This is a genomic window from Pseudomonas cannabina, from assembly GCF_900100365.1.
Classification (GTDB): domain Bacteria; phylum Pseudomonadota; class Gammaproteobacteria; order Pseudomonadales; family Pseudomonadaceae; genus Aquipseudomonas; species Aquipseudomonas cannabina.
In genome coordinates this window covers 1-23768 of record NZ_FNKU01000008.1, presented here as the reverse complement: position 1 = coordinate 23768, position 23768 = coordinate 1, and the positions used below count along the sequence as shown (strand labels likewise).

The 23768-nt window shown below is 53.3% G+C and carries 27 protein-coding genes and 5 pseudogenes; 17 read left to right on the top strand and 15 right to left on the bottom strand.

Annotated elements, in window-relative coordinates; genetic code table 11:
- Positions 1-63: 63 nt before the first annotated feature.
- From BLT55_RS30580 to BLT55_RS30550, 7 genes and pseudogenes are all read left to right on the top strand, one after another.
- Positions 64-258, top strand: coding sequence for a hypothetical protein (locus BLT55_RS30580; RefSeq protein WP_139206529.1), 195 nt, complete (start codon positions 64-66; stop codon positions 256-258).
- Positions 259-334: 76 nt separating this feature from the next.
- The gene (locus BLT55_RS33685; RefSeq protein ID WP_167359995.1) at positions 335-472 is read left to right on the top strand and encodes a hypothetical protein; all 138 of its coding nucleotides are present in this window, start codon (positions 335-337) and stop codon (positions 470-472) included.
- 131 nt (positions 473-603) lie between these two features.
- Complete coding sequence (locus tag BLT55_RS30575) at positions 604-1053, top strand: GntR family transcriptional regulator (protein WP_074801934.1); 450 nt, start codon at positions 604-606, stop codon at positions 1051-1053.
- Positions 1054-1111: 58 nt separating this feature from the next.
- On the top strand, positions 1112-1339 hold the full coding sequence (locus BLT55_RS30570; RefSeq protein WP_054098253.1) for a hypothetical protein: 228 nt from the start codon (positions 1112-1114) through the stop codon (positions 1337-1339).
- Positions 1340-1809: 470 nt separating this feature from the next.
- On the top strand, positions 1810-2556 hold the full coding sequence (locus BLT55_RS30565; RefSeq protein WP_074801937.1) for a hypothetical protein: 747 nt from the start codon (positions 1810-1812) through the stop codon (positions 2554-2556).
- Positions 2557-3184: 628 nt separating this feature from the next.
- Complete coding sequence (locus tag BLT55_RS30555) at positions 3185-3610, top strand: LexA family protein (protein WP_055000516.1); 426 nt, start codon at positions 3185-3187, stop codon at positions 3608-3610.
- Positions 3588-3848 (top strand): annotated as a pseudogene (locus tag BLT55_RS30550) (Y-family DNA polymerase); the annotation flags it as partial. The gene BLT55_RS30555 and the pseudogene BLT55_RS30550, both read left to right, overlap by 23 nt.
- Before the next feature lie 216 nt (positions 3849-4064).
- Here BLT55_RS30550 and BLT55_RS30545 read toward each other — a convergent pair.
- The gene (locus BLT55_RS30545; protein ID WP_003348573.1) at positions 4065-4478 is read right to left on the bottom strand and encodes a DUF3757 domain-containing protein; all 414 of its coding nucleotides are present in this window, start codon (positions 4476-4478) and stop codon (positions 4065-4067) included.
- A gap of 429 nt (positions 4479-4907) precedes the next feature.
- Between BLT55_RS30545 and BLT55_RS30540 the strand changes: the two are divergent.
- A pseudogene (locus tag BLT55_RS30540) lies at positions 4908-5324 on the top strand (Y-family DNA polymerase); the annotation flags it as partial.
- A 180-nt stretch (positions 5325-5504) separates the two neighbouring features.
- Here the strand turns inward: BLT55_RS30540 and BLT55_RS30535 are convergent.
- The 4 genes from BLT55_RS30535 to BLT55_RS30515 form a co-directional block, all read right to left on the bottom strand.
- On the bottom strand, positions 5505-6734 hold the full coding sequence (locus BLT55_RS30535; protein ID WP_074802008.1) for an IS91 family transposase: 1230 nt from the start codon (positions 6732-6734) through the stop codon (positions 5505-5507).
- Entirely contained in the window at positions 6715-6996 is a 282-nt protein-coding gene (locus BLT55_RS33310) for a hypothetical protein (protein WP_057424767.1), read from the bottom strand. The genes BLT55_RS30535 and BLT55_RS33310 overlap by 20 nt, the downstream gene beginning before the upstream one ends.
- A 273-nt stretch (positions 6997-7269) precedes the next feature.
- Positions 7270-8499, bottom strand: coding sequence for an IS91 family transposase (locus tag BLT55_RS30520; protein ID WP_074801624.1), 1230 nt, complete (start codon positions 8497-8499; stop codon positions 7270-7272).
- Entirely contained in the window at positions 8480-8761 is a 282-nt protein-coding gene (locus BLT55_RS30515) for a hypothetical protein (protein WP_074801749.1), read from the bottom strand. The genes BLT55_RS30520 and BLT55_RS30515 overlap by 20 nt, the downstream gene beginning before the upstream one ends.
- 271 nt (positions 8762-9032) lie before the next feature.
- Here BLT55_RS30515 and BLT55_RS30510 point away from each other — a divergent pair, with 271 nt between their 5' ends.
- Positions 9033-9326, top strand: a complete 294-nt coding sequence (locus tag BLT55_RS30510) for an HU family DNA-binding protein (protein WP_054999586.1) — start codon at positions 9033-9035, stop codon at positions 9324-9326.
- A 404-nt stretch (positions 9327-9730) separates the two neighbouring features.
- Positions 9731-10693: a XopAH/AvrB family type III secretion system effector gene (xopAH, locus tag BLT55_RS30505; protein WP_074802005.1), complete on the top strand. Its 963-nt coding sequence runs from the start codon at positions 9731-9733 to the stop codon at positions 10691-10693.
- Positions 10694-11008: 315 nt separating this feature from the next.
- Here xopAH and BLT55_RS34360 read toward each other — a convergent pair.
- The 5 genes and pseudogenes from BLT55_RS34360 to BLT55_RS30475 form a co-directional block, all read right to left on the bottom strand.
- Positions 11009-11122, bottom strand: a pseudogene (locus BLT55_RS34360) (recombinase family protein); the annotation flags it as partial.
- Positions 11123-11632: 510 nt separating this feature from the next.
- A complete protein-coding gene (locus tag BLT55_RS30490; protein ID WP_005759909.1) occupies positions 11633-11896 on the bottom strand; it encodes a hypothetical protein in 264 nt (87 codons plus the stop codon).
- Positions 11897-12240: 344 nt separating this feature from the next.
- Positions 12241-12489 (bottom strand): annotated as a pseudogene (locus tag BLT55_RS30485) (IS5/IS1182 family transposase); the annotation flags it as partial.
- Positions 12490-12670: 181 nt separating this feature from the next.
- Positions 12671-13900 (bottom strand): IS91 family transposase, encoded by a 1230-nt coding sequence (locus tag BLT55_RS30480; RefSeq protein ID WP_074801837.1) that lies wholly within the window; start codon positions 13898-13900, stop codon positions 12671-12673.
- A gap of 96 nt (positions 13901-13996) precedes the next feature.
- Positions 13997-14854 (bottom strand): annotated as a pseudogene (locus BLT55_RS30475) (IS5-like element ISPsy19 family transposase); the annotation flags it as partial.
- Between the two features lie 128 nt (positions 14855-14982).
- On the opposite strand from BLT55_RS30475, the gene BLT55_RS30470 reads away from it, so the two are divergent.
- Positions 14983-15962, top strand: a protein-coding gene (locus tag BLT55_RS30470) for an IS5-like element ISPsy2 family transposase (RefSeq protein WP_482211663.1) whose coding sequence is annotated in 2 segments (ribosomal slippage) — positions 14983-15784 and positions 15784-15962 — 981 coding nt in all. Because the reading frame shifts where the segments join, the coding sequence is not laid out codon by codon here.
- Positions 15963-16257: 295 nt separating this feature from the next.
- Here the strand turns inward: BLT55_RS30470 and BLT55_RS30465 are convergent.
- Complete coding sequence (locus BLT55_RS30465) at positions 16258-17235, bottom strand: IS5 family transposase (protein ID WP_007247761.1); 978 nt, start codon at positions 17233-17235, stop codon at positions 16258-16260.
- 602 nt (positions 17236-17837) lie between these two features.
- Between BLT55_RS30465 and BLT55_RS30460 the strand changes: the two genes are divergently transcribed.
- From BLT55_RS30460 to BLT55_RS30450, 3 genes are all read left to right on the top strand, one after another.
- The gene (locus tag BLT55_RS30460) at positions 17838-18020 is read left to right on the top strand and encodes a type II toxin-antitoxin system HicA family toxin (protein ID WP_007253326.1); all 183 of its coding nucleotides are present in this window, start codon (positions 17838-17840) and stop codon (positions 18018-18020) included.
- A 31-nt stretch (positions 18021-18051) separates the two neighbouring features.
- The gene (locus tag BLT55_RS30455) at positions 18052-18474 is read left to right on the top strand and encodes a type II toxin-antitoxin system HicB family antitoxin (protein WP_054999713.1); all 423 of its coding nucleotides are present in this window, start codon (positions 18052-18054) and stop codon (positions 18472-18474) included.
- A gap of 165 nt (positions 18475-18639) precedes the next feature.
- Positions 18640-19167, top strand: a complete 528-nt coding sequence (locus BLT55_RS30450; RefSeq protein ID WP_057412504.1) for a hypothetical protein — start codon at positions 18640-18642, stop codon at positions 19165-19167.
- On the opposite strand, the gene BLT55_RS30445 is transcribed toward BLT55_RS30450, so the two are convergent.
- The 3 genes from BLT55_RS30445 to BLT55_RS30435 all read right to left on the bottom strand — a co-directional run bounded on the left by BLT55_RS30445 (position 19164) and on the right by BLT55_RS30435 (position 21058).
- The gene (locus tag BLT55_RS30445; protein WP_375232211.1) at positions 19164-19898 is read right to left on the bottom strand and encodes a MobA/MobL family protein; all 735 of its coding nucleotides are present in this window, start codon (positions 19896-19898) and stop codon (positions 19164-19166) included. The genes BLT55_RS30450 and BLT55_RS30445 overlap by 4 nt on opposite strands.
- A 153-nt stretch (positions 19899-20051) precedes the next feature.
- Positions 20052-20324 (bottom strand): hypothetical protein, encoded by a 273-nt coding sequence (locus tag BLT55_RS30440; RefSeq protein WP_054999352.1) that lies wholly within the window; start codon positions 20322-20324, stop codon positions 20052-20054.
- A 95-nt stretch (positions 20325-20419) separates the two neighbouring features.
- A complete protein-coding gene (locus BLT55_RS30435; protein ID WP_074802001.1) occupies positions 20420-21058 on the bottom strand; it encodes a recombinase family protein in 639 nt (212 codons plus the stop codon).
- A 311-nt stretch (positions 21059-21369) separates the two neighbouring features.
- On the opposite strand from BLT55_RS30435, the gene BLT55_RS30430 reads away from it, so the two are divergent.
- A complete protein-coding gene (locus BLT55_RS30430) occupies positions 21370-22002 on the top strand; it encodes a ParA family protein (RefSeq protein WP_003381804.1) in 633 nt (210 codons plus the stop codon).
- 35 nt (positions 22003-22037) lie between these two features.
- Complete coding sequence (locus BLT55_RS30425; protein ID WP_003381801.1) at positions 22038-22292, top strand: hypothetical protein; 255 nt, start codon at positions 22038-22040, stop codon at positions 22290-22292.
- Between the two features lie 424 nt (positions 22293-22716).
- Here BLT55_RS30425 and BLT55_RS30420 read toward each other — a convergent pair whose 3' ends face one another.
- Positions 22717-23382 carry a LexA family protein gene (locus tag BLT55_RS30420; RefSeq protein ID WP_004667059.1) on the bottom strand — a complete coding sequence of 222 codons (666 nt, stop codon included), beginning with the start codon at positions 23380-23382 and terminating at the stop codon, positions 22717-22719.
- A gap of 87 nt (positions 23383-23469) precedes the next feature.
- Here BLT55_RS30420 and BLT55_RS30415 point away from each other — a divergent pair, with 87 nt between their 5' ends.
- Positions 23470-23700 carry a transcriptional regulator gene (locus BLT55_RS30415; RefSeq protein ID WP_032704469.1) on the top strand — a complete coding sequence of 77 codons (231 nt, stop codon included), beginning with the start codon at positions 23470-23472 and terminating at the stop codon, positions 23698-23700.
- The last annotated feature ends 68 nt before the right edge of the window (positions 23701-23768 follow it).

Here is a 23768-nt window from a genome sequence, read left to right as displayed (position 1 = left end):
CCATTCGACGCACCTACAGTGAGCCACTACTATAGAAGCATATTTCTCATCCGGATAATCCAATTGGAAGTCAAAGAGCTTGTGCCGATGGCACCAGAAGCCTTCAAGGCTGAAATCAAACGTAGAGGCTGGGAGCCTGAGCTGCTGGCCGTACGCTGGGCCATGAGCAAACGCCGAGTGCATCAGATCATTGCGGATGGAGACCGGCCCAGGTACTACGACGATGCCGTGATGGCGCTCCCGGCAATCCTAAAATAGAAATATATTTCTTTATCTTTTGCGAAATATACTTCACAATTGCCCCATCAAGACGCAAAGTCCAAGGGGCATGTCGATGGAATATCTAGTCATTCTTCACACGGCACAGGGCTATGTTCGCACTCGCTATCCACGCCATATGCAGGCACAGGCTATCGCGCATTGGCAGGACTATGCGGCCACTGGCAAGAAAGCCAGCCTGATCATCGACTGATCGACCCGCCCAGCTCTTCGGGGCTCTCAAGCGGTTCCTGATACGCATCACAACCCCCTCAATCATGTGCAGCGCTGAGCCCAGCGCTACGGCGCAGGGGGCAGTTTGCATCCGTTAAAGAGGTGAAGGACATGATTAACCACAGAACGCAAAAACTGCACGCTCAGCAGGTGCTTGAGCACCTGGCCCACGGTCTGGCACAGCCGATAGCGCTGCCCCGCGAGACCATTGAAGAAGCGCTGCGCGCAGCCATCATGGACGGACGACTTGAACCGGGTGAACGGCTTACGCAGCAAGCCATTGCCGATGCCTTCCAGGTCAGCCGGATGCCGGTGCGTGAAGCCCTGCGTTCGCTGGAGACGCAGGGCTACATCGCGACGGCGTATCACAAAGGCTATCGGGTCACGAACGGCCAGGAGTTGCCCCTGCACGGTCACCTGCCTGGCTTGCTGAGGTGCGTGGCAGAACGGCATACGCAGCTGGGCGACCTCGAAGCAAAAGTCGCCTTTGAAAACGAAATCCTGCGCGTCCTGGGCCGACTGCGTCCAACCCCGAGCGGATGCTCCAGTGAGGCGCTGTAGGTCTGGCAGTTCTGCATCCAGTTATTGGCACTGAAACGCTAACTGAGGAAAGACAACCATGACAAACCACCTTTGTGAATTCATCCGCAACGACAATGGCCGCAATGACGAAGCGTCTCTGCTGATCAGCCAGGATCGGCTCGACGGTGTGTCTCGCGACGGATGGGAGGCCAGTGCCGTCTGGCTTGACGCGGCTGATTTTCAGCGGTTCCGGCGCGGGCTTTACCCACGGCTGCTGAACAAATCGAGCGATGAAAGGCCGGTGGTGTCCAGGAAAGCGTCCTAGCTCGTTGAAAGCAGCGGATTTTGTAGGGCGAAAAGCGGAGGTCCCATGCTACTATCCGGCACAGTTTTATTTGCAGGAAAGCGACGATGTAGATTCACGAATCGCAGAAACCAAAAAGCCCCGGTTGGCGCCGGGGCTTTTTGGAAAATCCTGAACAGGCCTTTTGAAGAAGGGATCACCTGTTCAACACACATAACGTGAGCTGATTATGGCGTTCACTGCGGTTTTGTGCAAGCCGTCAAAAGTGAAGCCTTCAGTTCACCGCTGAACGGTGGACTTATGGAAAAGATTCTTCCGCAGGCTGTGCCCCTTCTAAAGGCAGACCTGTACCCCCAGCATCATCAAAACCTGACACGTTTTACCGTAGCGCATGGCCTTCATGGCCAAGGCGGTGAAGCATGAGGCACCTCAAGGCTGTCAGGCTCCCCCCTTCTGACCCTCACTCCGCTTTACGTCGCCCCGGTCGGGTAATGCCTGCCCGTTACGCGGCTCCCCGTCACCTCTCTGAACAACAGCTTAAAAATCCCCTGATCCGCTCGGCCTATGAGCGTCTGAGCAACATGGACCGCTACCGGGGCCAATACCTGCGCCGCCTGGATGGCGTTCATGGCGACAGGCGTACCCGGCGGGAGAAGTTTCTGGCCATCGAGCGCGTGGCCGAGCAGCTGCTGGTTCGCCTGGACCTGGCCACCAGCGTGCTGGGCTACATCGACCCCGACAATGGCCGCTATGTGCTTAACACTCAGTGTGGCATTGCCGAGGATGCGGGTATCTCTGCACCGGCGCTGTGTCGCTTGATGAAAACCCTGGATGATGCGGGGTATGTGTACCGTCGTATCGAGCGCATTCGCCTGGACGAGAAGGACGATAACGGTCTGCACCTAGTGCGCACCCGCGTCCTGATCCGCTTCACCAAGCTTTTCTGGAAAGACCTTGGCCTGGCCTATGTTCATGAACGCGTGCAGAAGTCGGCCAAGAAGCGTCGCGATGCTCAGTTGCGCGACATAGGGCAACAGCGCTTGGCGGACATGGAAAAGCACTCTCTGGAACTCCAGCGCCGTGAAACGTCGCGTCAGCGCTGGCAGGCCAAGGAAAATCGGGAGGCGGGCGTACCGGATACGCAAGATGTCGCGGACACCAGCACATCGCCGCCAGTGAGCAACACCGTGTCCAGTGCGCTGGATAGGCTCCTGGCGTCGAGGAGCAAAAAAGCCTAACAGGCCCCCACTTTGTCCGAAAACTGCATCCGCTCACGCGGAGGCATTGTCACGCCTGCGTTTTAAGGGCGGTGGGTGACCCTATGGCCAGGCATTGCAAGGACCGCACGCCGGTGCTGGTTGTGCCGTTTTTTAGCTGTGCCAACGGCTCTTTTTGGCCACGCCGGAGGTGGCGCACTGGAGTGTTTGAAATAAATGAAATTTTATCCCCCCTTCAGTTATCCCTTTCAGGAAAAACAGGGATTTACGCGGTGGGAACCCACCTCATAAAGCAGTAATGCACGCGCAAGTCGTGCCTTCGGCACGGCGCGTATGTCTGCGCCTATACGTCAGTGAAACAGCCTGTCTAAGCGGCCCAGGGCGATGAAGCTGCCCTGCCCTGGCCTGCGGCCACCCTACGGGCGCTAAGACCCGGATAAATCGGCCTGGAACGGCAAGCCGCCCCAGTCCTCAACCGGGCGCGTGTGCGCGCAGGCTGTTCAAATAATTATGTGCATGGTCAATCGCTCTTTGCCTTCAATGAAGGCATGCGTTTTGCGCAGTTGGTCGGCTTGAGTTGACGGGTGATGGCGGCACGCCGTTAACTGTACGTGCATACAGTTAACTCTGTTCCTGCCAGGTTCGCCTCATGAACGTCAAAATACTCGGCCGGTTGTGCGAATCCGGAAAGGTCATACCCTTCTACACTTTCAAAATCCCTGCCGGTTTTCCTAATCCGGCTGCGGACCACATCGAGCAGGACTTCTCATTCGACCGGCTGATGGATTTGCGCGCCCCTCACATTTACGTGGCCAAGATCGATGGCGACAGCATGGAGGGTGCCAAGATTTTTCATGACAGCCTGGTTGTCGTGGATCGCTCCAGAAAACCGTCCAGCGGGAGCATTGTCATTGCTGCCGTGAACAACGAGCCGCTGTGCAAAATTCTCATCCTACAGGGTGACCATGTGGTGCTGAAGTCAGCCAACCCTGCCTATCCGCCTCGGCATATCCTGGAAGGTGAAGAGCTGTCGATATGGGGCGTTGTGCGACATGGCGTCACAAGCTTTGAGTAACAAGCCAACGCCGGTGTTTGGTCTGGTCGATTGCAACTCGTTCTACGCCAGCTGTGAGCGCGTGTTTCGACCAGACTTGGCCAAGGTTCCTATAGTTGTGCTCAGCAACAACGATGGTTGCGTTATTGCCCGCAGCTACGATGCAAAACCCTACGTGAAAATGGGCGCGCCCTATTTCCAGATCAAGGATGTTTTGCGTCGGTATGGAATCCAGTCGTTCAGCAGCAATTTTGGGCTTTAGTAAGTTAGGTGGAATGCTTCTGGGCTACGCTGATTCTGACGACGTTGACCAGTGGGGCTGGGGACGTCTTACGTTCAGGCCCTGCAGAACGCCCAGTCAAATCGAGGGGAAAAAGCCGATAGTCGTGGGCGCTGTGATCTGTTTTTGTAGTTTTACTAAAAGCTACCTGCATTAAGCTGAATAGCTATTTGTAAAATGTATATTATAAAAACATCAATACTCAAACGTGCAGAGGGATGGGTTGCTTTCACTGCAACTGAGTCCGTTCCAAGCTTTCCCCACAGGTGTTGCTACCTTGAGCGTTTCAAGACTCATCCTGATTCCTGCGCTGCTATTACCCTCATAGTCGCACGCCACAAATGCATTACCTGTGATCGCGCTTCGGTTACGTATATTTGCAGTTTTGAAAGCAATACTATTTATGTCCTTTGCATCGCCTCGCGGGTTTTCGCCTCTCCATTGTTGGTTGTTTGGGGCTGGTGCCGTATACACAAAACCTTGCCCTTCCTGATGTTGTTTGATGACGCTGACATCCGGGCACGCGGCAGGAGTAGGAGCGGCATACACCTTGCCCATTAAAAGTGCCAAAGCAACAATGCCTACTGATTTCTTTGAGCGAGCTTTCATTTTACTTTCTCCATCGTGGATCTAAGTTGATTTTATTTTTACAGTGGGTGAGCGAGTTGCTTGCCATGCTTTTAACCGACAGATCACCACCACCGACTTATCTATTCGCTTTTACTTTTACATGTGCCGCGCATGAGTGGTCATCAGTGTCCATCGAGTTCCATTATGCTTTCCAAATATTTAAATAGTCGACAGCGCCTCAATGGCAAAGCTGCGATCAGCGTAAAAAGGTAGGTTCTCTTATCATGTAGCGATTGATCAATCTGAGTCACACCCACCGCATTTGTCACGACACCTATCAGGCTGTGCACGGAGCGGCTCAGGTATCGGCGGAGGGTGCCTGCTTCAAGACGCGTTCCGGTAGTGTGGACGTAGTAATCTCGTCAAGGAACGGAAGACTGGGAGAATAATTTTCCATTCCACATAAATGGCGACTTAAGCCAGCACGTGATGGCCATCATAGAATCCATGGTCCCTGCCGTTGAGGTTTACAGCATCGATGAGGCGTTCGCAGACCTCTCCGGCATGCCTGGCAATTTGACCGAGCTGGGAAGATCGATTCGATCAAAAGTCTACCGCTGCACCGGTATCCCGGTGGGTGTGGGGATCGCACCCACCAAAACGCTGGCCAAGCTGGCCAATCACACAGCCAAACGGCTGCAAGCGCACACCGGCGGGGTCGTGGACATCTGCGACCCTGCAAAACGTGATTGGGTGCTGCGCAATACCTCTGTCGGAGAGGTCTGGGGCATCGGTCGAAAAATGAAAGCGCACCTGGAGGGCATGCAGATCCTGTCGGCCAAGGACTTGGCCATGGCGGATCCCTGGATGCTGCGCAAAACGTTCATGCATAGGAATTTCAAAATGCCTATGCATCAAGCTGACGCTTGGAAGGAGGCGTCATGCCTTCATAGCGATGTGTAGGAAGACGCTGATGCGTTACTTATGCAGTGAAAATCCCTATAAATCAGCGTTAATGCAGGTTATTTCACCGCGAAGCCTAGGTGCGGACGCACCTTCCCCCTGTCAGGGCTTCACGTACCTCATCTGCGCGATCGCCTGAGCGTTGAGGACCAGTCCCTGTACCGTCAGCCCGCTGATTGCCGCCGTGTATACCATCCGCGCGCCACACAGCACGCAACGGAACGGATCGACGTTTAGAAAGGCTTTGGCCATCTGCACAAAATACAGCTTCGGTGTCGGTCCTGGCGTCGCCATCTTCAATGCTTCATACACCTTCGGCAGGTATTTCCCACACACCCGATTGGCCAGAAAACCAAAATACCGGATCATCCGGAAATGCTTTTCCGGGATGTGCTGCACCACCCGGCGCAGCATGTCGGCCTGGCTCAGCGTTTCCTGCTGATAGGTCTGCGTGCGGTGATCCAGGTAGGTAAAGCTCAACGTGGCTCCGGAGGTGTAATGCGCCAGACGACTGCCCGAGATGGGCGGTTTTTTCAGGTAGCGGCCCAGGTAATTGACGGTCTTTCGCCCGTTTTCCGTCTTCTTCGACAAGTGGATGTGCCAGTGCTGGCCGCCAGCGGTCAGTATCAGACGGTGCCAGTCGTTTTCACAGTGGATGTGGGCCAGCGGCGGCGGCATCGTCAGTTGCGAAAGCGGCTGTCCCAGCAGGTAATCGCGCACCAGCCACATCCAGCGCCGCCGCAGGGCCTCTTTGTGGAACGACAGATTTTTCCAGACGCCCTGCTCATCCAGGCCGCCCGCGGTCACCGACAGGTGGACGTGGGGATGCCAGTTGAGCCGCCGTCCATAGGTGTGCAGCGCCCCGAAAATCCCGACGCGCAAACCGCGCCGCTTGGCGGTGTAGATCAGGTTATCGGCCGCCAGACGAAACAGCGCATCAAGCAGCCAGCGGTTGTAGAAGAACAGGGACCACAGCGTGTCGGGCAGCGTGAACACCAGATGCTGCCAGGGGCAGTCGGGCAGACGGTTGTTTTGCACGGCGATCCACTGGTCGGTGGCCTTTTTGCCGCAGGAAGGACAGGCCCGGCAATGGCAGGTGTTGCACAGGTATTTGACGTGCGGGCAGCTGTCGTTGCCGCAGGTGTAGTGTTTGACGCCCAGTATCGAGGTGCCGCAGGCGAGCATTTTGCTGATCGACTCCACTTCGATTTGGCGCAGACCGCCGGCCTCCAGCAAATCTGCCCAGCAGCCGTTGGCCGTGAAGAGGTTTTTGAGCGGTCGAGGTTTGTAAGCAGGCGGTGCAGAGGCCACGTCAGCAGGGCGGCTCCTCATCGTGGTGAATGACGGCGGTGATGGCGAATCCGCCTGGCCCTTCTCTCATCGAAACGCTTACGCAAGAAGCGTCGGGAAACATGTCGTTCAGATACGTTGTCTGGCAGCAACTACAAAGATCGACATCACCCAAAGGATCGATATCGAAGAAAAAGTCGGTATCGGGAACGAAGGTGGTATGCCCGGCGCGTTGGAGACGGGTCTGCTTTGCCTTGGCTTTTGCCCGGCTCGCCCGTTTACGTTTTTTGGTCTCTGACGCCATGTGTAAGCCTGTGCTGAGGAGGGATCGACTCGATTTCGGCTATGATAACCGATTTCAAAATCCCACAATTTGCAGCCGCAGGCTGCCCAGTTCATGCATAGGAATTTCAAAATGCCTATGCATCAAGCTGACGCTTGGAAGGAGGCGTCATGCCTTCATAGCGATGTGTAGGAAGACGCTGATGCGTTACTTATGCAGTGAAAATCCCTATAAATCAGCGTTAATGCAGGTTATTTCACCGCGAAGCCTAGGTGCGGACGCACCTTCCCCCTGTCAGGGCTTCACGTACCTCATCTGCGCGATCGCCTGAGCGTTGAGGACCAGTCCCTGTACCGTCAGCCCGCTGATTGCCGCCGTGTATACCATCCGCGCGCCACACAGCACGCAACGGAACGGATCGACGTTTAGAAAGGCTTTGGCCATCTGCACAAAATACAGCTTCGGTGTCGGTCCTGGCGTCGCCATCTTCAATGCTTCATACACCTTCGGCAGGTATTTCCCACACACCCGATTGGCCAGAAAACCAAAATACCGGATCATCCGGAAATGCTTTTCCGGGATGTGCTGCACCACCCGGCGCAGCATGTCGGCCTGGCTCAGCGTTTCCTGCTGATAGGTCTGTGTGCGGTGATCCAGGTAGGTGAAGCTCAACGTGGCCCCGTTGGTGTAATGCGCCAGACGACTGCCCGAGATCGGCGGTTTTTTCAGGTAGCGGCCCAGGTAATTGACGGTCTTTCGGCCGTTTTCCGTCTTCTTCGACAAGTGGATGTGCCAGTGCTGGCCGCCAGCGGTCAGTATCAGACGGTGCCAGTCGCTTTCACAGTGGATGTGGGCCAGCGGCGGCGGCATCGTCAGTTGCGAAAGCGGCTGTCCCAGCAGGTAATCGCGCACCAGCCACATCCAGCGCCGCCGCAGGGCCTCTTTGTGGAACGACAGATTTTTCCAGACGCCCTGCTCATCCAGGCCGCCCGCGGTCACCGACAGGTGGACGTGGGGATGCCAGTTGAGCCGCCGTCCATAGGTGTGCAGCGCCCCGAAAATCCCGACGCGCAAACCGCGCCGCTTGGCGGTGTAGATCAGGTTATCGGCCGCCAGACGAAACAGCGCATCAAGCAGCCAGCGGTTGTAGAAGAACAGGGACCACAGCGTGTCGGGCAGCGTGAACACCAGATGCTGCCAGGGGCAGTCGGGCAGACGGTTGTTTTGCACGGCGATCCACTGGTCGGTGGCCTTTTTGCCGCAGGAAGGACAGGCCCGGCAATGGCAGGTGTTGCACAGGTATTTGACGTGCGGGCAGCTGTCGTTGCCGCAGGTGTAGTGTTTGACGCCCAGTATCGAGGTGCCGCAGGCGAGCATTTTGCTGATCGACTCCACTTCGATTTGGCGCAGACCGCCGGCCTCCAGCAAATCTGCCCAGCAGCCGTTGGCCGTGAAGAGGTTTTTGAGCGGTCGAGGTTTGTAAGCAGGCGGTGCAGAGGCCACGTCAGCAGGGCGGCTCCTCATCGTGGTGAATGACGGCGGTGATGACGAATCCGCCTGGCCCTTCTCTCATCGAAACGCTTACGCAAGAAGCGTCGGGAAACATGTCGTTCAGATACGTTGTCTGGCAGCAACTACAAAGATCGACATCACCCAAAGGATCGATATCGAAGAAAAAGTCGGTATCGGGAACGAAGGTGGTATGCCCGGCGCGTTGGAGACGGGTCTGCTTTGCCTTGGCTTTTGCCCGGCTCGCCCGTTTACGTTTTTTGGTCTCTGACGCCATGTGTAAGCCTGTGCTGAGGAGGGATCGACTCGATTTCGGCTATGATAACCGATTTCAAAATCCCACAATTTGCAGCCGCAGGCTGCCCAGTTCTGTGCTGCATAGCGCGCGAGCACTACGTCAGTGAGTGTTCGGACCTAACTCAAGCTTGGTTCGTGTTTCTACATTTCGTGGTCAATGGGGCTGCTACTGGAGAGCGGGACTCTTGCCTGCCCCAAGCTGACCCCTTACTCTGCAATCCAAATGAATTTGATAGGGAAGGAACGCCACTATGGCTCTGACGAAAGACCAATTGGTTGTCGGTATTGCAGAAGCTATCGATGCGCCAAAAACCACCGCGCTTAAGGCTCTTGAGCAATTGGGACAGATCGTTGCCGACCAACTGGAAAGCGGTGCAGAAATCACTCTACCGGGCATCGGCAAACTGAAAGTGGCAGAGCGTCCAGCACGCACTGGCCGCAACCCTTCGACTGGTGCCGCTATCGAAATTGCTGCCAAGAAAGTCGTCAAGTTCGTCTCGGCTAAAGTTCTGAACGACGCGATCAACAAGGGTTGTGTTTCATAGAATAGGAATTTCGTTCCGGCGTTTCGGCCAACGGGAACTGATTACGACCCTGTGGCGACTCAGTTATTAGGCTCTGCACGAAAAGTAGCCGCTCATCGGTGATGCTGCGTTAAAAGCAGGCTCGTGCGCGAGCACGGTAGGGATTGTCATCTACAACCAGTAGATTCCGCTACCGTGCCTTTTTTGCCTTGCCTTAGGGAGGCGCTGATTTATTCTGAAACCCAGCTGTTGCCCCGTGATAAATCAAGTACTTCAGAGCGTTGCTGGCGGGACGAAAATCGAATAAATCAGCGGCTCCTTAGCTTCGCTGACTGACTTTTGGGTACAGGGCCGAGTAACCCTCAATCGCTACTTTAGAAACGATTTCTTTAAGGTCGGCAACACCTAATTTTAAGGAATGGAAAATGGGATGTATATCATCGAAACCTCAGGTAATGTCTCCTTCCAGTCATTACTCTTCACCTGACGCGGAGCCTGCTACCGCTAGAACATCGCATCGTAGGTCAGCTCGTTATGGTGAATTATCGGGCCCTCCAGCACAAACCGGCTTAACGTATTATCAGCAATCGTTAATTGGCGTAGCTCGCTGGCCCGATCCTCAGTATAACCAGGACCATCTTCCTCATCAGATGGAATATGGTCGTTCCTTCTTCGATGCGTCTCGCCACGCAGGTGCTGGCATTGCTTCGGGTCAAGTTCAAGCATTTAGCCAATTGTGGGCCTTGGCACAGCGCTGGAGAAGCGAAGCTGCTGGCGGAGATTACAAAACTTTTGGCGAGGAAAGCGAGCGATACCCAACTTACAATCACAATCCGACAACGCCTCTGGCAAATCAATATGCTTACATTCTTGATCGTTACAGAAATCGAAAGGATGGTGAATTTTGCGAGGATGTTGAGGGCGTTCCAATGCACGAGTTTCCTCTGCGAGACAATATAAATGGTAAGCGTATAACTCTCTCAACTGTCGTGGTAAGTGCAGACCCTGATGCGAATAGATATGATAGTAGATACTCTGCTATAAGGCACCTTGAAGCTGGCGAGCCTTTTTATATAAGGCACACTTTTTCTGCCGATGTGCCAGAAGTGCTTGCTCATGTAGAAGAACTTTATAATCAAGCGTTGGATGCGAGCGTTTCCGATTCACAAGCTTTAAGTATATTAGGTGAAATACATTGGTGGGTTGCTAATGCTATGCCTGATCATAGGGGCAGTGCAGCAAAAACTGAGTTCTCTGTCCGTGCCATAGCAATGGCGCGAGGTATGGAGTTACCGCCTATGAGACACGGCAAAGTAGCAGATCTAGAAGCGATGACCACTTCTCGTGAGGCGTTCGTTAGGGACTACAATAACTTTTTTGATCGCTGATCTGAAAGCTCGATGTATAGGAATTTCAATAATTCCTATACAGGGTAATCCGCCGAAAAAGGCCCACTCGGCGTGATACCAACGTGGCGTTGAGGCTGGTTAAACGCTTTTTTTCACGTGCGAGACGATCAATACGCGTCACCACTAATGTATCGCCAAGCGTAGAAAATCGAGCAGTGTTTTCAACTCCGTCCTACCAACCAGGCTAGTGTACTGTTTTCGAAAAAACCAGCTACTGACGAACGGAAAATTCAAATTTTATCAATAACTTAGTTTGTAGGTCATGGGTAAATAATTTCGCAAACAGTACACTAGCCCCGTTTTTTTCTCGGCGCGCACGACATCACAACCTGCTTCACGCAAAGTTTTTTCTTGCAGAACGAAATCTTGATCGCTTGTGGAAACGCGAGCGTATCCGTAAAGGGCCATCGTCAAGTTTGTCTCTTTAGGCTCTAGAAGCTGAGAACTTACCATGTCAAAATTGAAAAGCCACCCTATTGAGACGCAAAAAGCGTCTCGGCCATGCGTCTCACAAGGGTATGCTCAAATGAGACATAAGCGGCGAGCGATCACTCGCAAATAATTCCGGTTCATGACAATCGATTGCAGGTCGAACCAGATGAACGCAGGTTCATTCGCGAATAATCCCGGTTTGCTGGCTCGGATAGATGCAATCAATCCTGGTCGAAAAACGCGATGATTGCAGGTCGGCGCCATTTCGATTGCAGGCCGCTACATCTAACGCCATGTTAGACATGGCTTGTGCTGAAGGTATATAGTCACAATAACAGATTTTTAAATCTCACAATTTTCATGCGCATGCTGAAAATTTAATGTGTAGGAATTAAAAATCCCTACACATTGAGTAGACTTAGCCAGGTGCCGTGTGCGTTGAGGAAAATCCCTCTCGCAAGACTGGTGGCTACCCGGTTTATTATCTTACTTCCGTTTTTCTATAGAAAGATTCATTACTGCAAATGCATTGGCTAATGCGATTATTGCGGCATTGTCCTGAGCATTCGTCTTGCCGTCTTCATTGGTATCGGATTCGCTTCTTACTGTATCAAAGCCTTTGTCGTTGCCGGAAGCTGTTACGTAAGACGCAAAAGCCAGCTTTTCCTTGTTCCAATACTGCACCAATATTTCAGGAATACTATCCTTTTCAAAGTCAACCATGGATAACCGGATTTCATAACTAGCCATTTTTAAACCTTAATTTATGTATGTTTGGAATGAAAAATTTAGCATGGTACCTTTACTAGTGCAAATTAAATTTCAAGGCGGTTGTAAAGGCTTAGGGAGGCGCTGATTTATTCGATTTTTCGTCCCTGCAACGCTCTGGAGGCCTTGATTTATCTGGGGGCAACAGCTGGGTTTTAGAATAAATCAGCGTCTCCTTAGTGCAACTACTGTGACATTACTTTGATCATATAATTAAATATTGCTTTGCCATCATTGATGCCTAGGAGGGTGTAGACAAAATAAAGTAAGCTGTTTGTCCTTTGCCTACACAGCATTGCACCATGCCTAAGAGGGTGTAGACAAAATCATGTAGTGAGTCGGCGCGCGAGTATTCGAGCCTCAGCCAACCAAACCCATGCCTCGCTTACCGCAAAAAGGCGATCATGATGCATGATCAGTCGCCGAGCTCTCTCATTCCAGGCATGAGTTCGCTCCACTACCCATCGCTTGGGCATGACCACAAATCCAGTCTGAACAGGCTCCACGGAAAATAGATCGCCTTGTTCAGAGTGCCATTGCCCTGTTCTTCTGTTATTCGGGCCACGGATCACTTGATGTATAGGAATTTCAATAATTCCTATACAAGGTAATCCGCCGAAAAAGGTCCCCTCTGCGTGATGCCAACGTGGCGTCGATGTCGGCAAAAAGCTTTTTTCACCCATCACCCACGCCGAAAAATGGATTGAAAGCGACTTTTCTGTACCTTTTCCAGATTTTGGACGCACTTCTCCCGTATCAGGCCGGCACGTACCTCAATTGCGCGATGCTTTGAGCGTTGTTGATCAAGCCCTGCACCGTCAGGCCGGCGATGGCTGCGGTGTACACCATCCGCGCTCCGCACAGCACGCAGCTGAACGGATCCCGCTGCAAGAACGCTTTGCTCATCTGCGCAAAATACAGTTTTGGCGCTTTGCCACGCCTTTCCATGCGTAGCGCCTCATACACCCGGGGTAGCTGTCGGCCACAGACGCGGTTGGCCAGAAATCCAAAATACCGGATCATCCGAAAGTGCTTTTCGGGGATGTGCTGCACCACCCGGCGCAGCATGTCGGTCTGGCTCAGCGTTTCCTGCTGATAGGTCTTGGTGCGGTGATCCAGGTAGGTGAAGCTCAACGTGGCACCGGAGGTGTAGTGCGCCAGACGACTGCCCGAGATGGGCGGTTTTTTCAGGTAGCGGCCCAGGTAATTGACGGTCTTTCGGCCGTTTTTCGTCTTCTTCGACAAGTGGATGTGCCAGTGCTGACCACCGGCGTTGAGCACAAGGTGACGCCAGTCATTTTCGCTCTGCAGATGAGCGTTTTCAGGTGGGACGGTGGTGTGCTCCCACTGACTGAGCAGGTACTGGCGTACATTCCACATCCAGCGCCGACGCAAGGCTGATGGATGAAACGACAGATCTTTCCAGACACCTGCGTCATCGATCCCACCCAAGGTGACCGAGACATGGATGTGGGGGTGCCAGTTAAGTCGCCGGCCGTAGGTGTGGATGGCGCAGAAAACACCCACCTCCACGCCCCGGCGTCGGCCCGCATAGAGCAGGTTGTCGACGGCCAGGCGACACAAGGCATCGAGCCAGTGACGGTTATGAAAGAACAGCGGCCACAGGGTGTCAGGCAATGTGAACACCAGGTGTTGCCAGGTACACTCGGGTAAGCGGTGCTGTTGATTGGCGATCCACTGATCGGTAGCTTTTTTGCCGCAGGATGGACAGGCGCGGCAGCTGCAGGTGTTGCACAGGTATTTGGCGTGCGGGCAGCTGTCGTTGCCGCAGGTGTAGTGTTTGACGCCCAGGATCGAGGTGCCGCAGGCCAGCATTTTGGTGACGGACTCGACTTCGATGTCGCGCAAGCCGCCCTCCTCGAGGAGGTGTGCCCAGCATTGATTGGCGGTGAAGAGGTTTTTGAGTGGTCGAGGTGTGTAGGCTGGACTCATCTGAAGCAGCAACGGTGGGTAAGCAGGCTTCATGATGATCAATAATGGGCCTCATGACAAAGCTCAAATCCATGTTTCTGCTGCTACGCGATCGCAAGAACGGGCGATTTGCAGCCGCAGGCTGCCCTGTTCAACATCGATAGCGTGCAGTTGATGGGTGCGCTGTGCCCATTTTCCTGCGTACGCACTATCAACAAAAAGCGTGCTCAGTGACGGATATTTTTCCTTCGAGTACGCCACCGCATCATCCGCCGCGTCACGATCCTGCACGCTTGCAGCACTGATACTGACAGCCAGCAGCAGGCCCAATGTATCGACAATCAGACTTCGTTTACGCCCCTTCACTTTTTTGCCTGCGTCGTAGCCGCTGTCACCGCCTTGAGGAGAACTGCGGGTCGACTGTGAATCCAGGATCGCTGCTGACGGGCTGTCAGCGCGTTCTTCCCGCTCACGCCATTGAGCTCGCAAGCGATCATGCATTTGCTCGAACTTGCCTTGAGCGCTCCACCGGCGGAACGTTTTGTAGACATTGTCCCAATGAGGAAAATCGCGGGGTAGCATTCGCCATGAGCACCCCGTGCGTACGACATAGCAACAGGCTTCCAGCAACGTGCGCCGAGAGTGAAGCGGTGGCACTCCTCGTCCGCCCTGGCTTTCAAACAGGTCGGCGACCAGTGCCCACTCGGTATCTGTCAAGCAACTCGGATATAGCTGCTCCGGCAGTTGGCGGCGGTGGGTTTCATTGTAGCCATAGGCTTTATTAGGTTCAGGTGACTGAAAACTTCCCTTGGCCCGCTGCTTTACACGCGTAATCCCTGCCATTTTCAACGCTTTTGCAAAGGTGTCGGGATGCGCAGTGATACCGGTTTCGGCGAAGAATACGAGCGCCAATTCGGCCTGGCTGGAATAGGGCTGTGCATGAGCGAGTTTCACCAGCACGGGATAGTGCTCGGCGGCAATCGAGCGAGGACGTCCGGTTTTAGGCATGGCTTGAGGGCTATTCAGACAAGGGAGTGAAAGTTTAATTTATTTTGTCTACACCCTCTAAGGAAACTCTGAAAAAGACTTCCTAATTTGGCAAAATCTCCGGACACCAGTCGCCGAGCTTTTCGATGATGAAACAGATGACCTTCGCCGACGCCGAGTATGCCGGCAAGCGCAAGCAGACCCGTAAGGAATTGTTCCTGATCGAGATGGATCAGGTGGTGCCCTGGAAAGGTTTGATTGCCCTGATTGAGCCCTATTATCCAAAAGGAGAAGGTGGCCGGCCCGCCTACCCACTGATGGCGATGCTGCGTGTTCATCTGATGCAGAACTGGTTCGGCTACAGCGATCCGGCGATGGAAGAAGCGCTGTATGAGACGACCATCCTGCGTCAGTTTTCAGGCCTGAGCCTGGAGCGAATTCCAGACGAAACCACCATTCTCAACTTCCGTCGTCTGCTGGAAAAGCACGAGTTGGCGACCGGGATTCTCGGCGTAATTAATGGTTATCTGGGCGACCGTGGCTTGTCGTTGCGTCAAGGCACCATCGTCGATGCCACGCTGATTCACGCGCCCAGTTCGACCAAGAACAAGGATGGCAAACGCGATCCTGAGATGCATCAAACCAAGAAAGGTAACCAGTACTATTTCGGCGCCAAGGCTCACATCGGCGCCGACGACGAGTCAGGCCTGGTGCACAGCGTGGTAGTAACAGCGGCCAATGTGGCAGACGTCACGCAGGTTGCCAAACTGCTGCACGGCGAGGAAAACGTAGTCTGCGCCGACGCAGGTTACACCGGGGTCGAGAAGCGCGAAGAACACGCTGGGCGCAAGGTCATTTGGCAGATTGCCGCCCGCCGCAGCACTTACAAAAAGCACGGAAAACGCAGTATTTTGTACAAGGCGATCCGCAAAATCGAGAAGGCCAAGGCCAGGTTCGCGCCAAGGTCGAGCATCCGTTTCGGGTCATCAAACGCCAGTTTGGCTATGAAAAAGTGCGCTTTCGGGGCTTGGCCAAGAACACCGCGCAGATGGTGACGTTGTTCGCCCTGTCAAACCTGTGGATGGCCCGCCGACATTTGTTGGCGAGCGCAGGAGAGGTGCGCGTGTAATGCAGGAAATGGTTACCGCAAAAGGCTTTGCAGCGGCCGAAAGAGCTAAAAAGCGAAGATAATTGAGCAAATTTCGACATGCATCGTTTTTTGAAAAGTGCTGAGGACTCGGTAGCCGGAAAACATCCGGCTACTTCAGACCTTCCCTAGGGAGACGCTGAACAATTAACCCGTTCGCACCGTCCCCATTTCCAAGCCGGTTTTTTTCAACCTGCCGGCCTTATTTTACGTTTCTCGAGCAGATTTCTGCCCTCATTTTGCTGAAAGGCGGGCCAGTCCCGCCTTTCAGACGGATTTATCCTGCCGTCTGTTGTAAATACCGCTTGGCCAGCATCAGATTGGCCAACCCAAACAAACTGAACAACTGCGCTGTATTCTTTTCCAGCCCACGGTAGCGAACCTTGCGATGATTGAAGCGCACCTTGATTACCTGGAAGGGGTGCTCGACCTTGGCACGCAGTTGCGCCTTGGCATATTCAATTTTGCGCTTGACCCGATACAGCACGCTGCCTTCGCCGTGCTGCTTGTAACTGCTTGGCCGTTCTGCAATCGACCAGATAACGTCCCGTTCAGCATGCTCCGGTCGCTTGGCCGCACCGGTGTATCCAGCGTCACCCGAAACATAGGTTTCGTCACCGTGAAGCAACTGGCCAACTTGGGTGACATCCGCCACGTTAGCGGCCGTCCCTACTACGCTGTGCACCAGCCCCGACGTGGCGTCTACACCAATGTGGGCCTTCATCCCAAAGTGCCATTGATTGCCTTTCCTGGCCTGATGCATCTCAGGATCACGCTTGCCTTCTCGGTTCTTGACCGAGGGCGGCGCGGCGATCAGAGTAGCGTCGACGATAGTGCCTTCCTTGAGCAGCAGCCCCCGGCTGGCCAGATGCTGGTTAATCGTTTCAAACAGCAGCCGGGTTAGCTGATGGACTTCCAGCAAGCGGCGAAAACGCAGCAAGGTGGTGGCATCCGGTGCAGACTCGCGACCCAGGTCGATACCCATAAAACCGCGGATGGCCTGGCTGTCGTAGACGGCATCTTCGCAACCTTCATCGGAGAAACCGAAACACTGCTGCACGACGTACATGCGCAACATGCGCGACACCCCTATCGCAGGGCGTCCGCGCTTGCCTGCGGTGTTGCTATAAAACGGCGCCACTTGCGCCTCCAGCAGGGCCCAGGGCACCAACTGTTCAAGGTCAGCCAGGAAGCGATCTCGGCGAGTCTGCTTTTTCTTGCCGGTATATTCGAGTTCGGAGAAGGTCTTCTGCACGCGCGTAACGCTCACGGAGAGGGAGGCTGTTGAAGGAACTTAGTGTGCCAAGGGTGGGGACAGTTGGCTATTTTTGCAGCGCCTCCCTAAGAACCGTTGATATTCTGCTCGTAAACTTGACATACATGCTCCGTACGAAATGTGGCTTCCCTGCCCTTGGTCGGCTAGTGATGGAGCATAGCCGGAAAATAGGATGAGACTTTATTTGTACGGATGACACTTTATTTTCATTCCACACATAAAGCAGAAATGCACGCGCAAGTCGTGCCTTCAGCACGGCGCGTATGTCTGCGCATATAAATCAGCGAAACAGCCAGTCTAAGCGGCCTAGGGCGATAAGGCTGCCCTGCCCTGACCTACGGGCACCCTTCGGGCGCTAAGACCCGGATAAATCGGCCCAGGGCGGCAAGCCGCCCCAGTCCTCAACCGGGCGCGTGTGCGCGCAGGCTGCTCAGAAAATTATGCGCATGGTAAATCGCTCTTTGCCTTCAATGAAGGCATGCTTTTGGGGCAGCTCGCGGCGTTAGAGAAGCAACATTAGTATTGCTTTAGCAGTAGATATGTTGCATGATACCTCTACCGAAACGGCAAGGACTGAAGCAATGAAGTGCAGCGAGTTTCGGCGATGGTTACAGGCTCAAGGCGCTGAGTTCAAAGCGGCCAAGGGCAGTCACTTCAAGGTGTACTTGAATGGCAAGGCGACCATCTTTGCAGACCACGGCAGCAAGGAAATGCACGAAGGGTTACGCAAATCGATCATCAAACAGCTGGGCCTCAAGGACTGAGCTTCAGCTGCACCACGACAGGTGAGGCCTTATGTATCAGTATCCGCTGACGCAGCATCAAGAACAGACTGGCGTCTGGCTTTCTTGCCCGAACATCCCCGAAATGAACGCCTCAGGTGACACCTTGACCGAGGCCCTGGACGAAGCCCTGAACGGTATGGAGTCGGCATTGTCGCTCTATGTCGACCAGCGCCGAAAAATCCCGCAGGCGTCACTACCAGTCGGTGACGAGCTGGTGATGCACCTGCCTGCGCTGACCGTCGCCAAGATCATGCTGTGGAACAGCATGTTGGACAACGGCGTGAGCCGTGCGGAGCTGGCGCGCCGCCTGGGCTGTACGCGGCAAGTCGTGGATCGGCTGGTGGACTTCCTGCACACCTCGAAAATCGAGCAGGTCGAGCGAGCGCTAGGCCTACTGGGCAGGCGTATCACGCTGAGCCTTGAGGCGGCGTGACGCTACCCGACGCGAAAGCTTTCTCTGAGCATGACTCATAAGTGCGAGGGGGCATCAGGTAAGAAATTAGCGTAATTTTGGTTACCATGCTTCGATGCCGATTAAGTCGGTTGGCTGTTCCATTGCTCCTCGGTCCCTTTTTTGCCCCTATCATAGGAGAGAACATTGCAGCTTTCTGATGATTTGAAATTGATAGCTTGGCCGACCAGAGTTCGATTCGATGAGGATGACAATACGCCAGAGCGGCTGGCCTTCGAATTGGAGGTCAATGGTGAGCGCATGGTTATGCTCAGTTTGGAGCAGATGTTAGACGCGCTATGGAGTTTAGAGGAAGCGAAACTGGTGGCACCGTTAGGTACCACCTGGTGGAGCAAAGCCGAGCTTAACAAGCAATGGGGTAAACCCGTTGTGACGGTCTCTAGTGAGTCGAGGCTAGAGCGTTTGGATATGAAATTTGCCGCAGAACATGCCAAGAAGGCCACAAAGGCGACGACGTCACCGTCTTTCTTGGAAATGTCGGAAGACGAAACCGGTGCGCCCTATCTGCTACTGGAGCAAACCTTGCTGCAATGTGTGTACATCGCAGAACAATTGGGTGCCATTCCGGCGCTGGATGAAAAATGGCTAGCGCGCGTCATACCGCCTTCGCTACGTCAGTTGTCACAGATTCAGAAATCCACGGGCCTTCATTAAATCTGCTCGAGCATCGCGTTGTTCACAGCAACTTGCCGGTTGCCATCGCCCCGATCAGAGGCCTTTCCGCGGCGTTCCATGTCGCTGGCCACCCGCCCAAGATGCATGGTCGCCTCGCGATCTAGGCCCTGCGCCTTGAGACTGCGTGAATCGATCCGGGCATCTGAACCAGCGTTCTCCAGGGCGCGGTTAGCCATCCGCTCCCACAACTGGCGGATGGCGACCACTTCATCTGCTGCGGAACCAAGGCCCACGCTGCGGCGTTTGGTATCTGAAAGCTCGATGGTGGACTTTTCACCCATCACCAGCAGACCAGTTGCATCACGGCTGACCTGCCGGGTAGTGGTCATCACAAAGGCATGGTGGTTGCGGTTGTCGCCTTCACGACTTGGCAAGTGGATGGCCAAGTCAACGGCAACGCCGTAACGGGTGGCCAGCTCAATGCCAAACGCAGATGCCAGTTTTTGGCGCGCGTCTTCATCCAGTTCGGCGGGTAACGCGATGATCCACTCGCGACCTGTCCGGCCATCCTTGCGCTTCTCTGCGGATTCGGCGGCGTTCCACAGAGCATTGCGCTCGGCACTGGTGCCGTCCGGCAACATTATTTCTGTGTAAAAAACACCATCGCGCCAGGTGTAGTCATGGACGAGACCGGTACGCATATCGACCAGCTCGGTACCAGAACGATAGGCCGCAGCAGCAACGGACGAACGTCCGGCGCTGCGTGCTATCGGTTTGGTATTGGCGTGGAAGATGGCGATGGCTTTTGCCTCTGTTTTGGTTTGTGATCTTCCCCAAATGGGGGCGCTTCAGAAACCGGATTTTAAAGTACGTTAAGCTGATTTCAATCGTAATAACCGCCAGAATTCTCTGGTCTGTCACTTTTAGTGCTCTTTCGGTACCTGAATGACGCCATCAGCAATACCTTGGGCCAGCAACTCCATCATTTTTGCGAAGCGAAAAAATCCTGGATATTGCAGGCAGATATAGTCCATTTGGATTTTTGATGAGCTGTCGAGCACCTGTTTGAAAGCCATCATATAGTCATAGCAGCCCTGTAGTAGCTGGCTATCGCCGCTTTCTGTCGATGGAAATCGGCTGGCATAATCATGGACTATCTTCGCCAGTTGGTGTTGCTCTGCGGATAAATCGAGCATTTTTGTGCCTAATGAAAAGGGTTTGATACTGTTGACCGAGAGACTGAAAATAATTTAGCAGGGTCATAGACAGGGTATCTGAACCAAGCAGCATTTCAGACATTGGGCTTAGCTGCCAGGTACTGCGACCAAACACGTTTTACCTGGCTGACGCTGACCCCCGCCAGCCGAGCAGTCTCTGCAATGCTACACCCGCCGCCTTTAAGGGCAATGATCTGTTCATGCACTTTAGCATTCGGCTTGCGTCCTCTATATAGACCAGCGCTCTTGGCCAAGTCGATGCCTTGCCGCTGTCGCTCTCGCCGGTTCTCGAAGTCGTCACGCGCTATTTGCAGTGCCACACGCAACAGCATGTCTTGTACGCCTTGCAACACCACCTTGGCGACGCCACTGGATGCCTCGGCCAATTCCGATAAATCGACGATGCCGGGCACCGCCAAGCGTGCGCCCTTAGCCTTGATCGCGTCCACAAGCCTTTCTGCTTCGACCAAGGGAAGACGGCTGATTCGGTCGATCTTCTCAGCGATGACGACCTCACCTGGTTGCAGGTCCTCGATCATGCGCAACAGCTCGGGACGGTCGGATCGAGCGCCCGAAGCTTTTTCGCGATAGACCGCAGCCACGTAGTAGCCCGCTGCTCGCGCATTGCCAATGATCGCTTCTTGGCGCTGCAAGTCCTGGTCTTCTGTGCTGACACGCAGGTACACCCGCGCAACATTGAGAGTCGTCGTCATATGGCCCCTTTTGGTATACCTAAACGGGCCGAGCTTATCAGTTATGGCTCAATTGGCCTAAAGGCAACCCTAATGAGCCGTGCCAGAAAGAACTACTCTTGTGAGCCATACCTAACGCCAAGGACATGGATTGTGTTGGACCAGCCGGAGCTGGCACCTTGCCATAGCAAGAAATACATGTTTTCATGAATAAATGCTTTCATGAAAGTATTCTTTCAGTATACTGTCTCACGCAGGCATTGCCGACCAGGCAGATAATTTCAGTATTTCAGTATTTCAGTATTTCAGTATTTCATGAAGGCGGAGGAGCCATGGCTATCATCGCGGTATTACAGCAAAAGGGTGGCGTCACCAAGTCAACGCTTGCTAGAGCAATTGCCACAGAGGCTGCGAGAGCTGGCTTGGATACTCTATTGGCAGATATCAACCCACAACAACAGACCTCGTACCTCTGGTCTGTCGCTCGCGATGAGGCGTCACTGCAACCTAGAGTCGATTCTACGGTTTACCATCGTTCTGATAAGTTGATTCGGGAAGCAGAAGGACGGCAGTTGGTTGTAGTGGACGGCGGGCCTCATGCAAGCAATCAAAGTCTGGAGATTGCCAAGGTAGCTAGCGTGATAGTGATTCCTACAGGTGTCACAAAGGACGATTTACGAGAAGCACTGAAACTAGGAACAGAGTTTGTGGCAGAAGGCGTACCACGGACCAAGCTTCTCTACATTTTGAGCCGAACACCACAGTCTGACCGTGAGCTAGATAGCGCTAGGTCTAACATTGAAGCTTTTGGGTTTGCGTGTGCCACGGGCTCTATACCGCTTTCTACGGGGTATGGCGCGGCGATGGATTTAGGTCTAGCAATTACTGAAACTAGGTTCAAAGGGCTTAATGACAAAGCGTTATCTGTCGTGCAGCAGGTGTTCAACCACGCGAATAATGCATGATATAATGAAAGCATTAATTCATGAGAGCATGAAGTATGACTGATAAATCTCCACCAAACCGCAAACCGCAGGCTCCAAAAATTGATGTGGGCGCGTTTGGTGCCGCTTCAAAAGCACCCACAGGCCCGGTCAATATTGAACGCAGCTCATCAAACCTACCGAAGCCCATTCAGATTCGTGTGCCTATTGAAAAGCATTCCGAAATCAAGGCTTACGCTGCTGAGCAGCAGATGAGCATAACCGATCTTTTGATGAAGGCTTATGAGGAGTACAGGACGAGGCACAAATAGTATGAATTCATTATTTCATGAAAAAATGAATCCATGATCATGCGAAAGAGGCTCGAAATGTTTCGTATGGATTGTGAGAGCTTCAAGGAAATTGGCATGAATTCATTATTTCATGCTAGATGTATCGCTGTGTAACAACGGCGAAAAAGGTGGCCCGCAGGGAAGGTGAGAGTTCCAGGCGGGCCGTATAACACAGAGAACCCACACGAGGGGAAACCATGTCACATGCTGAATATATCATGCTGCGCAACATTAAAGTTGTGGACTTATGGCGTATGCAACCAAATCAGGTAGCTGCTTTCGCCAAAACCTGCTCTGGGCGATTCAGGGCCACTATCGAATTAGCCATGCACAGGAGAAAAAACTGAGTTATTGGTACACGAGTAGGTAGTGCTCTCGAATGAGGGTGCTACCTCATGAACATTTATAATACTGACCTTGGCCATTTTGCGTCTACAACACGACCAATTATCTGCCAGTCCTCATCAATTTCAATCGTGCTAAAAACAGGATTTAAGGGCCTTAGATAAGATCGTCCTGAATCTTTATAGAACTGTTTGAAAGTTGCTTCGTTTGTATCAGTAATTTTTGCAACTACATATTGGCCGCTTTGAATGTCGAATCCTGGTGCGATGAGGATCAGCATTCCTTCCACAAAGGAAATTCCTCCTGGTGCAGTCATTGACGGGCCTTTGACCTTTAACCAAAAACCATTCGGCCCAGCCCAAGCGTCTGACGGGTGGACATCGCAATTCGCTACATTTCCAATCACTAAAGCCTCCGTGGCCGCGCCAGCTTGTACCCAGCTTATTTCAGGGTATTCATAAAATTTCACCGGTGCTAAGGCTGGTTCTACGTTTGCATCAAATCCTGAAGTTTCAGGGAGCATGCCACCCTGACCGTTTACCAGCCATTCAGCGTTAACGCCGCATGCTTTCGCGATACTGACTACGAAACTGCTGCCAGCATTTTTTCCTGTCTCGAGCTGCGAAATCACAGGTTGCTTTATCCCCGCTTTTAGGGCGAGTTCGCCCTGGGATAGGCCTGCGTGCGCGCGTGCGATTTTGAGTCTGTCGGCTAGGTTAGTCATCTTATCAGCTTATAAGTTCGCTTATGGCGTTGCAAAAAATAAATCTTATACTTATTGTATAAATATTCTTATCAGGACTACCTCCCTATGACCCCCATCCAGAGGCTTGTGAATTTTTTTGGTGGCCAAGCAAAAACTGCAATTGCTCTCGGCGTAACTCAAGCTGCGGTTTCATATTGGGTTTCAGGAACCCATCACATGAGCGCCGCCAAGGCTTTCCTTGCCGAAGAGTTAACTGGCGGGATGATCACGGCACGTGATCTATGCCTAAATCAGCCCAGCCGCACTGAGAAATCAGCCAGTTACGGCGACAAATAGTGCCATTTGCGGAGGTTTTTTTATGAGTGACGCCACAAATATAAGAAATATTATTGATCATCTAGATA

Coding starts and splice junctions, on each gene's coding strand:
- BLT55_RS33685 (WP_167359995.1), top strand. CDS start 335: ATGGAATATCTAGTCATTCTTCACACGGCACAGGGCTATGTTCGCACT.
- BLT55_RS30575 (WP_074801934.1), top strand. CDS start 604: ATGATTAACCACAGAACGCAAAAACTGCACGCTCAGCAGGTGCTTGAG.
- BLT55_RS30570 (WP_054098253.1), top strand. CDS start 1,112: ATGACAAACCACCTTTGTGAATTCATCCGCAACGACAATGGCCGCAAT.
- BLT55_RS30565 (WP_074801937.1), top strand. CDS start 1,810: ATGCCTGCCCGTTACGCGGCTCCCCGTCACCTCTCTGAACAACAGCTT.
- BLT55_RS30555 (WP_055000516.1), top strand. CDS start 3,185: ATGAACGTCAAAATACTCGGCCGGTTGTGCGAATCCGGAAAGGTCATA.
- BLT55_RS30545 (WP_003348573.1), bottom strand. CDS start 4,478: ATGAAAGCTCGCTCAAAGAAATCAGTAGGCATTGTTGCTTTGGCACTT.
- BLT55_RS30535 (WP_074802008.1), bottom strand. CDS start 6,734: ATGAGGAGCCGCCCTGCTGACGTGGCCTCTGCACCGCCTGCTTACAAA.
- BLT55_RS33310 (WP_057424767.1), bottom strand. CDS start 6,996: ATGGCGTCAGAGACCAAAAAACGTAAACGGGCGAGCCGGGCAAAAGCC.
- BLT55_RS30520 (WP_074801624.1), bottom strand. CDS start 8,499: ATGAGGAGCCGCCCTGCTGACGTGGCCTCTGCACCGCCTGCTTACAAA.
- BLT55_RS30515 (WP_074801749.1), bottom strand. CDS start 8,761: ATGGCGTCAGAGACCAAAAAACGTAAACGGGCGAGCCGGGCAAAAGCC.
- BLT55_RS30510 (WP_054999586.1), top strand. CDS start 9,033: ATGGCTCTGACGAAAGACCAATTGGTTGTCGGTATTGCAGAAGCTATC.
- xopAH (WP_074802005.1), top strand. CDS start 9,731: ATGGGATGTATATCATCGAAACCTCAGGTAATGTCTCCTTCCAGTCAT.
- BLT55_RS30490 (WP_005759909.1), bottom strand. CDS start 11,896: ATGGCTAGTTATGAAATCCGGTTATCCATGGTTGACTTTGAAAAGGAT.
- BLT55_RS30480 (WP_074801837.1), bottom strand. CDS start 13,900: ATGAAGCCTGCTTACCCACCGTTGCTGCTTCAGATGAGTCCAGCCTAC.
- BLT55_RS30460 (WP_007253326.1), top strand. CDS start 17,838: ATGAAGTGCAGCGAGTTTCGGCGATGGTTACAGGCTCAAGGCGCTGAG.
- BLT55_RS30455 (WP_054999713.1), top strand. CDS start 18,052: ATGTATCAGTATCCGCTGACGCAGCATCAAGAACAGACTGGCGTCTGG.
- BLT55_RS30440 (WP_054999352.1), bottom strand. CDS start 20,324: ATGCTCGATTTATCCGCAGAGCAACACCAACTGGCGAAGATAGTCCAT.
- BLT55_RS30435 (WP_074802001.1), bottom strand. CDS start 21,058: ATGACGACGACTCTCAATGTTGCGCGGGTGTACCTGCGTGTCAGCACA.
- BLT55_RS30430 (WP_003381804.1), top strand. CDS start 21,370: ATGGCTATCATCGCGGTATTACAGCAAAAGGGTGGCGTCACCAAGTCA.
- BLT55_RS30425 (WP_003381801.1), top strand. CDS start 22,038: ATGACTGATAAATCTCCACCAAACCGCAAACCGCAGGCTCCAAAAATT.
- BLT55_RS30420 (WP_004667059.1), bottom strand. CDS start 23,382: ATGACTAACCTAGCCGACAGACTCAAAATCGCACGCGCGCACGCAGGC.
- BLT55_RS30415 (WP_032704469.1), top strand. CDS start 23,470: ATGACCCCCATCCAGAGGCTTGTGAATTTTTTTGGTGGCCAAGCAAAA.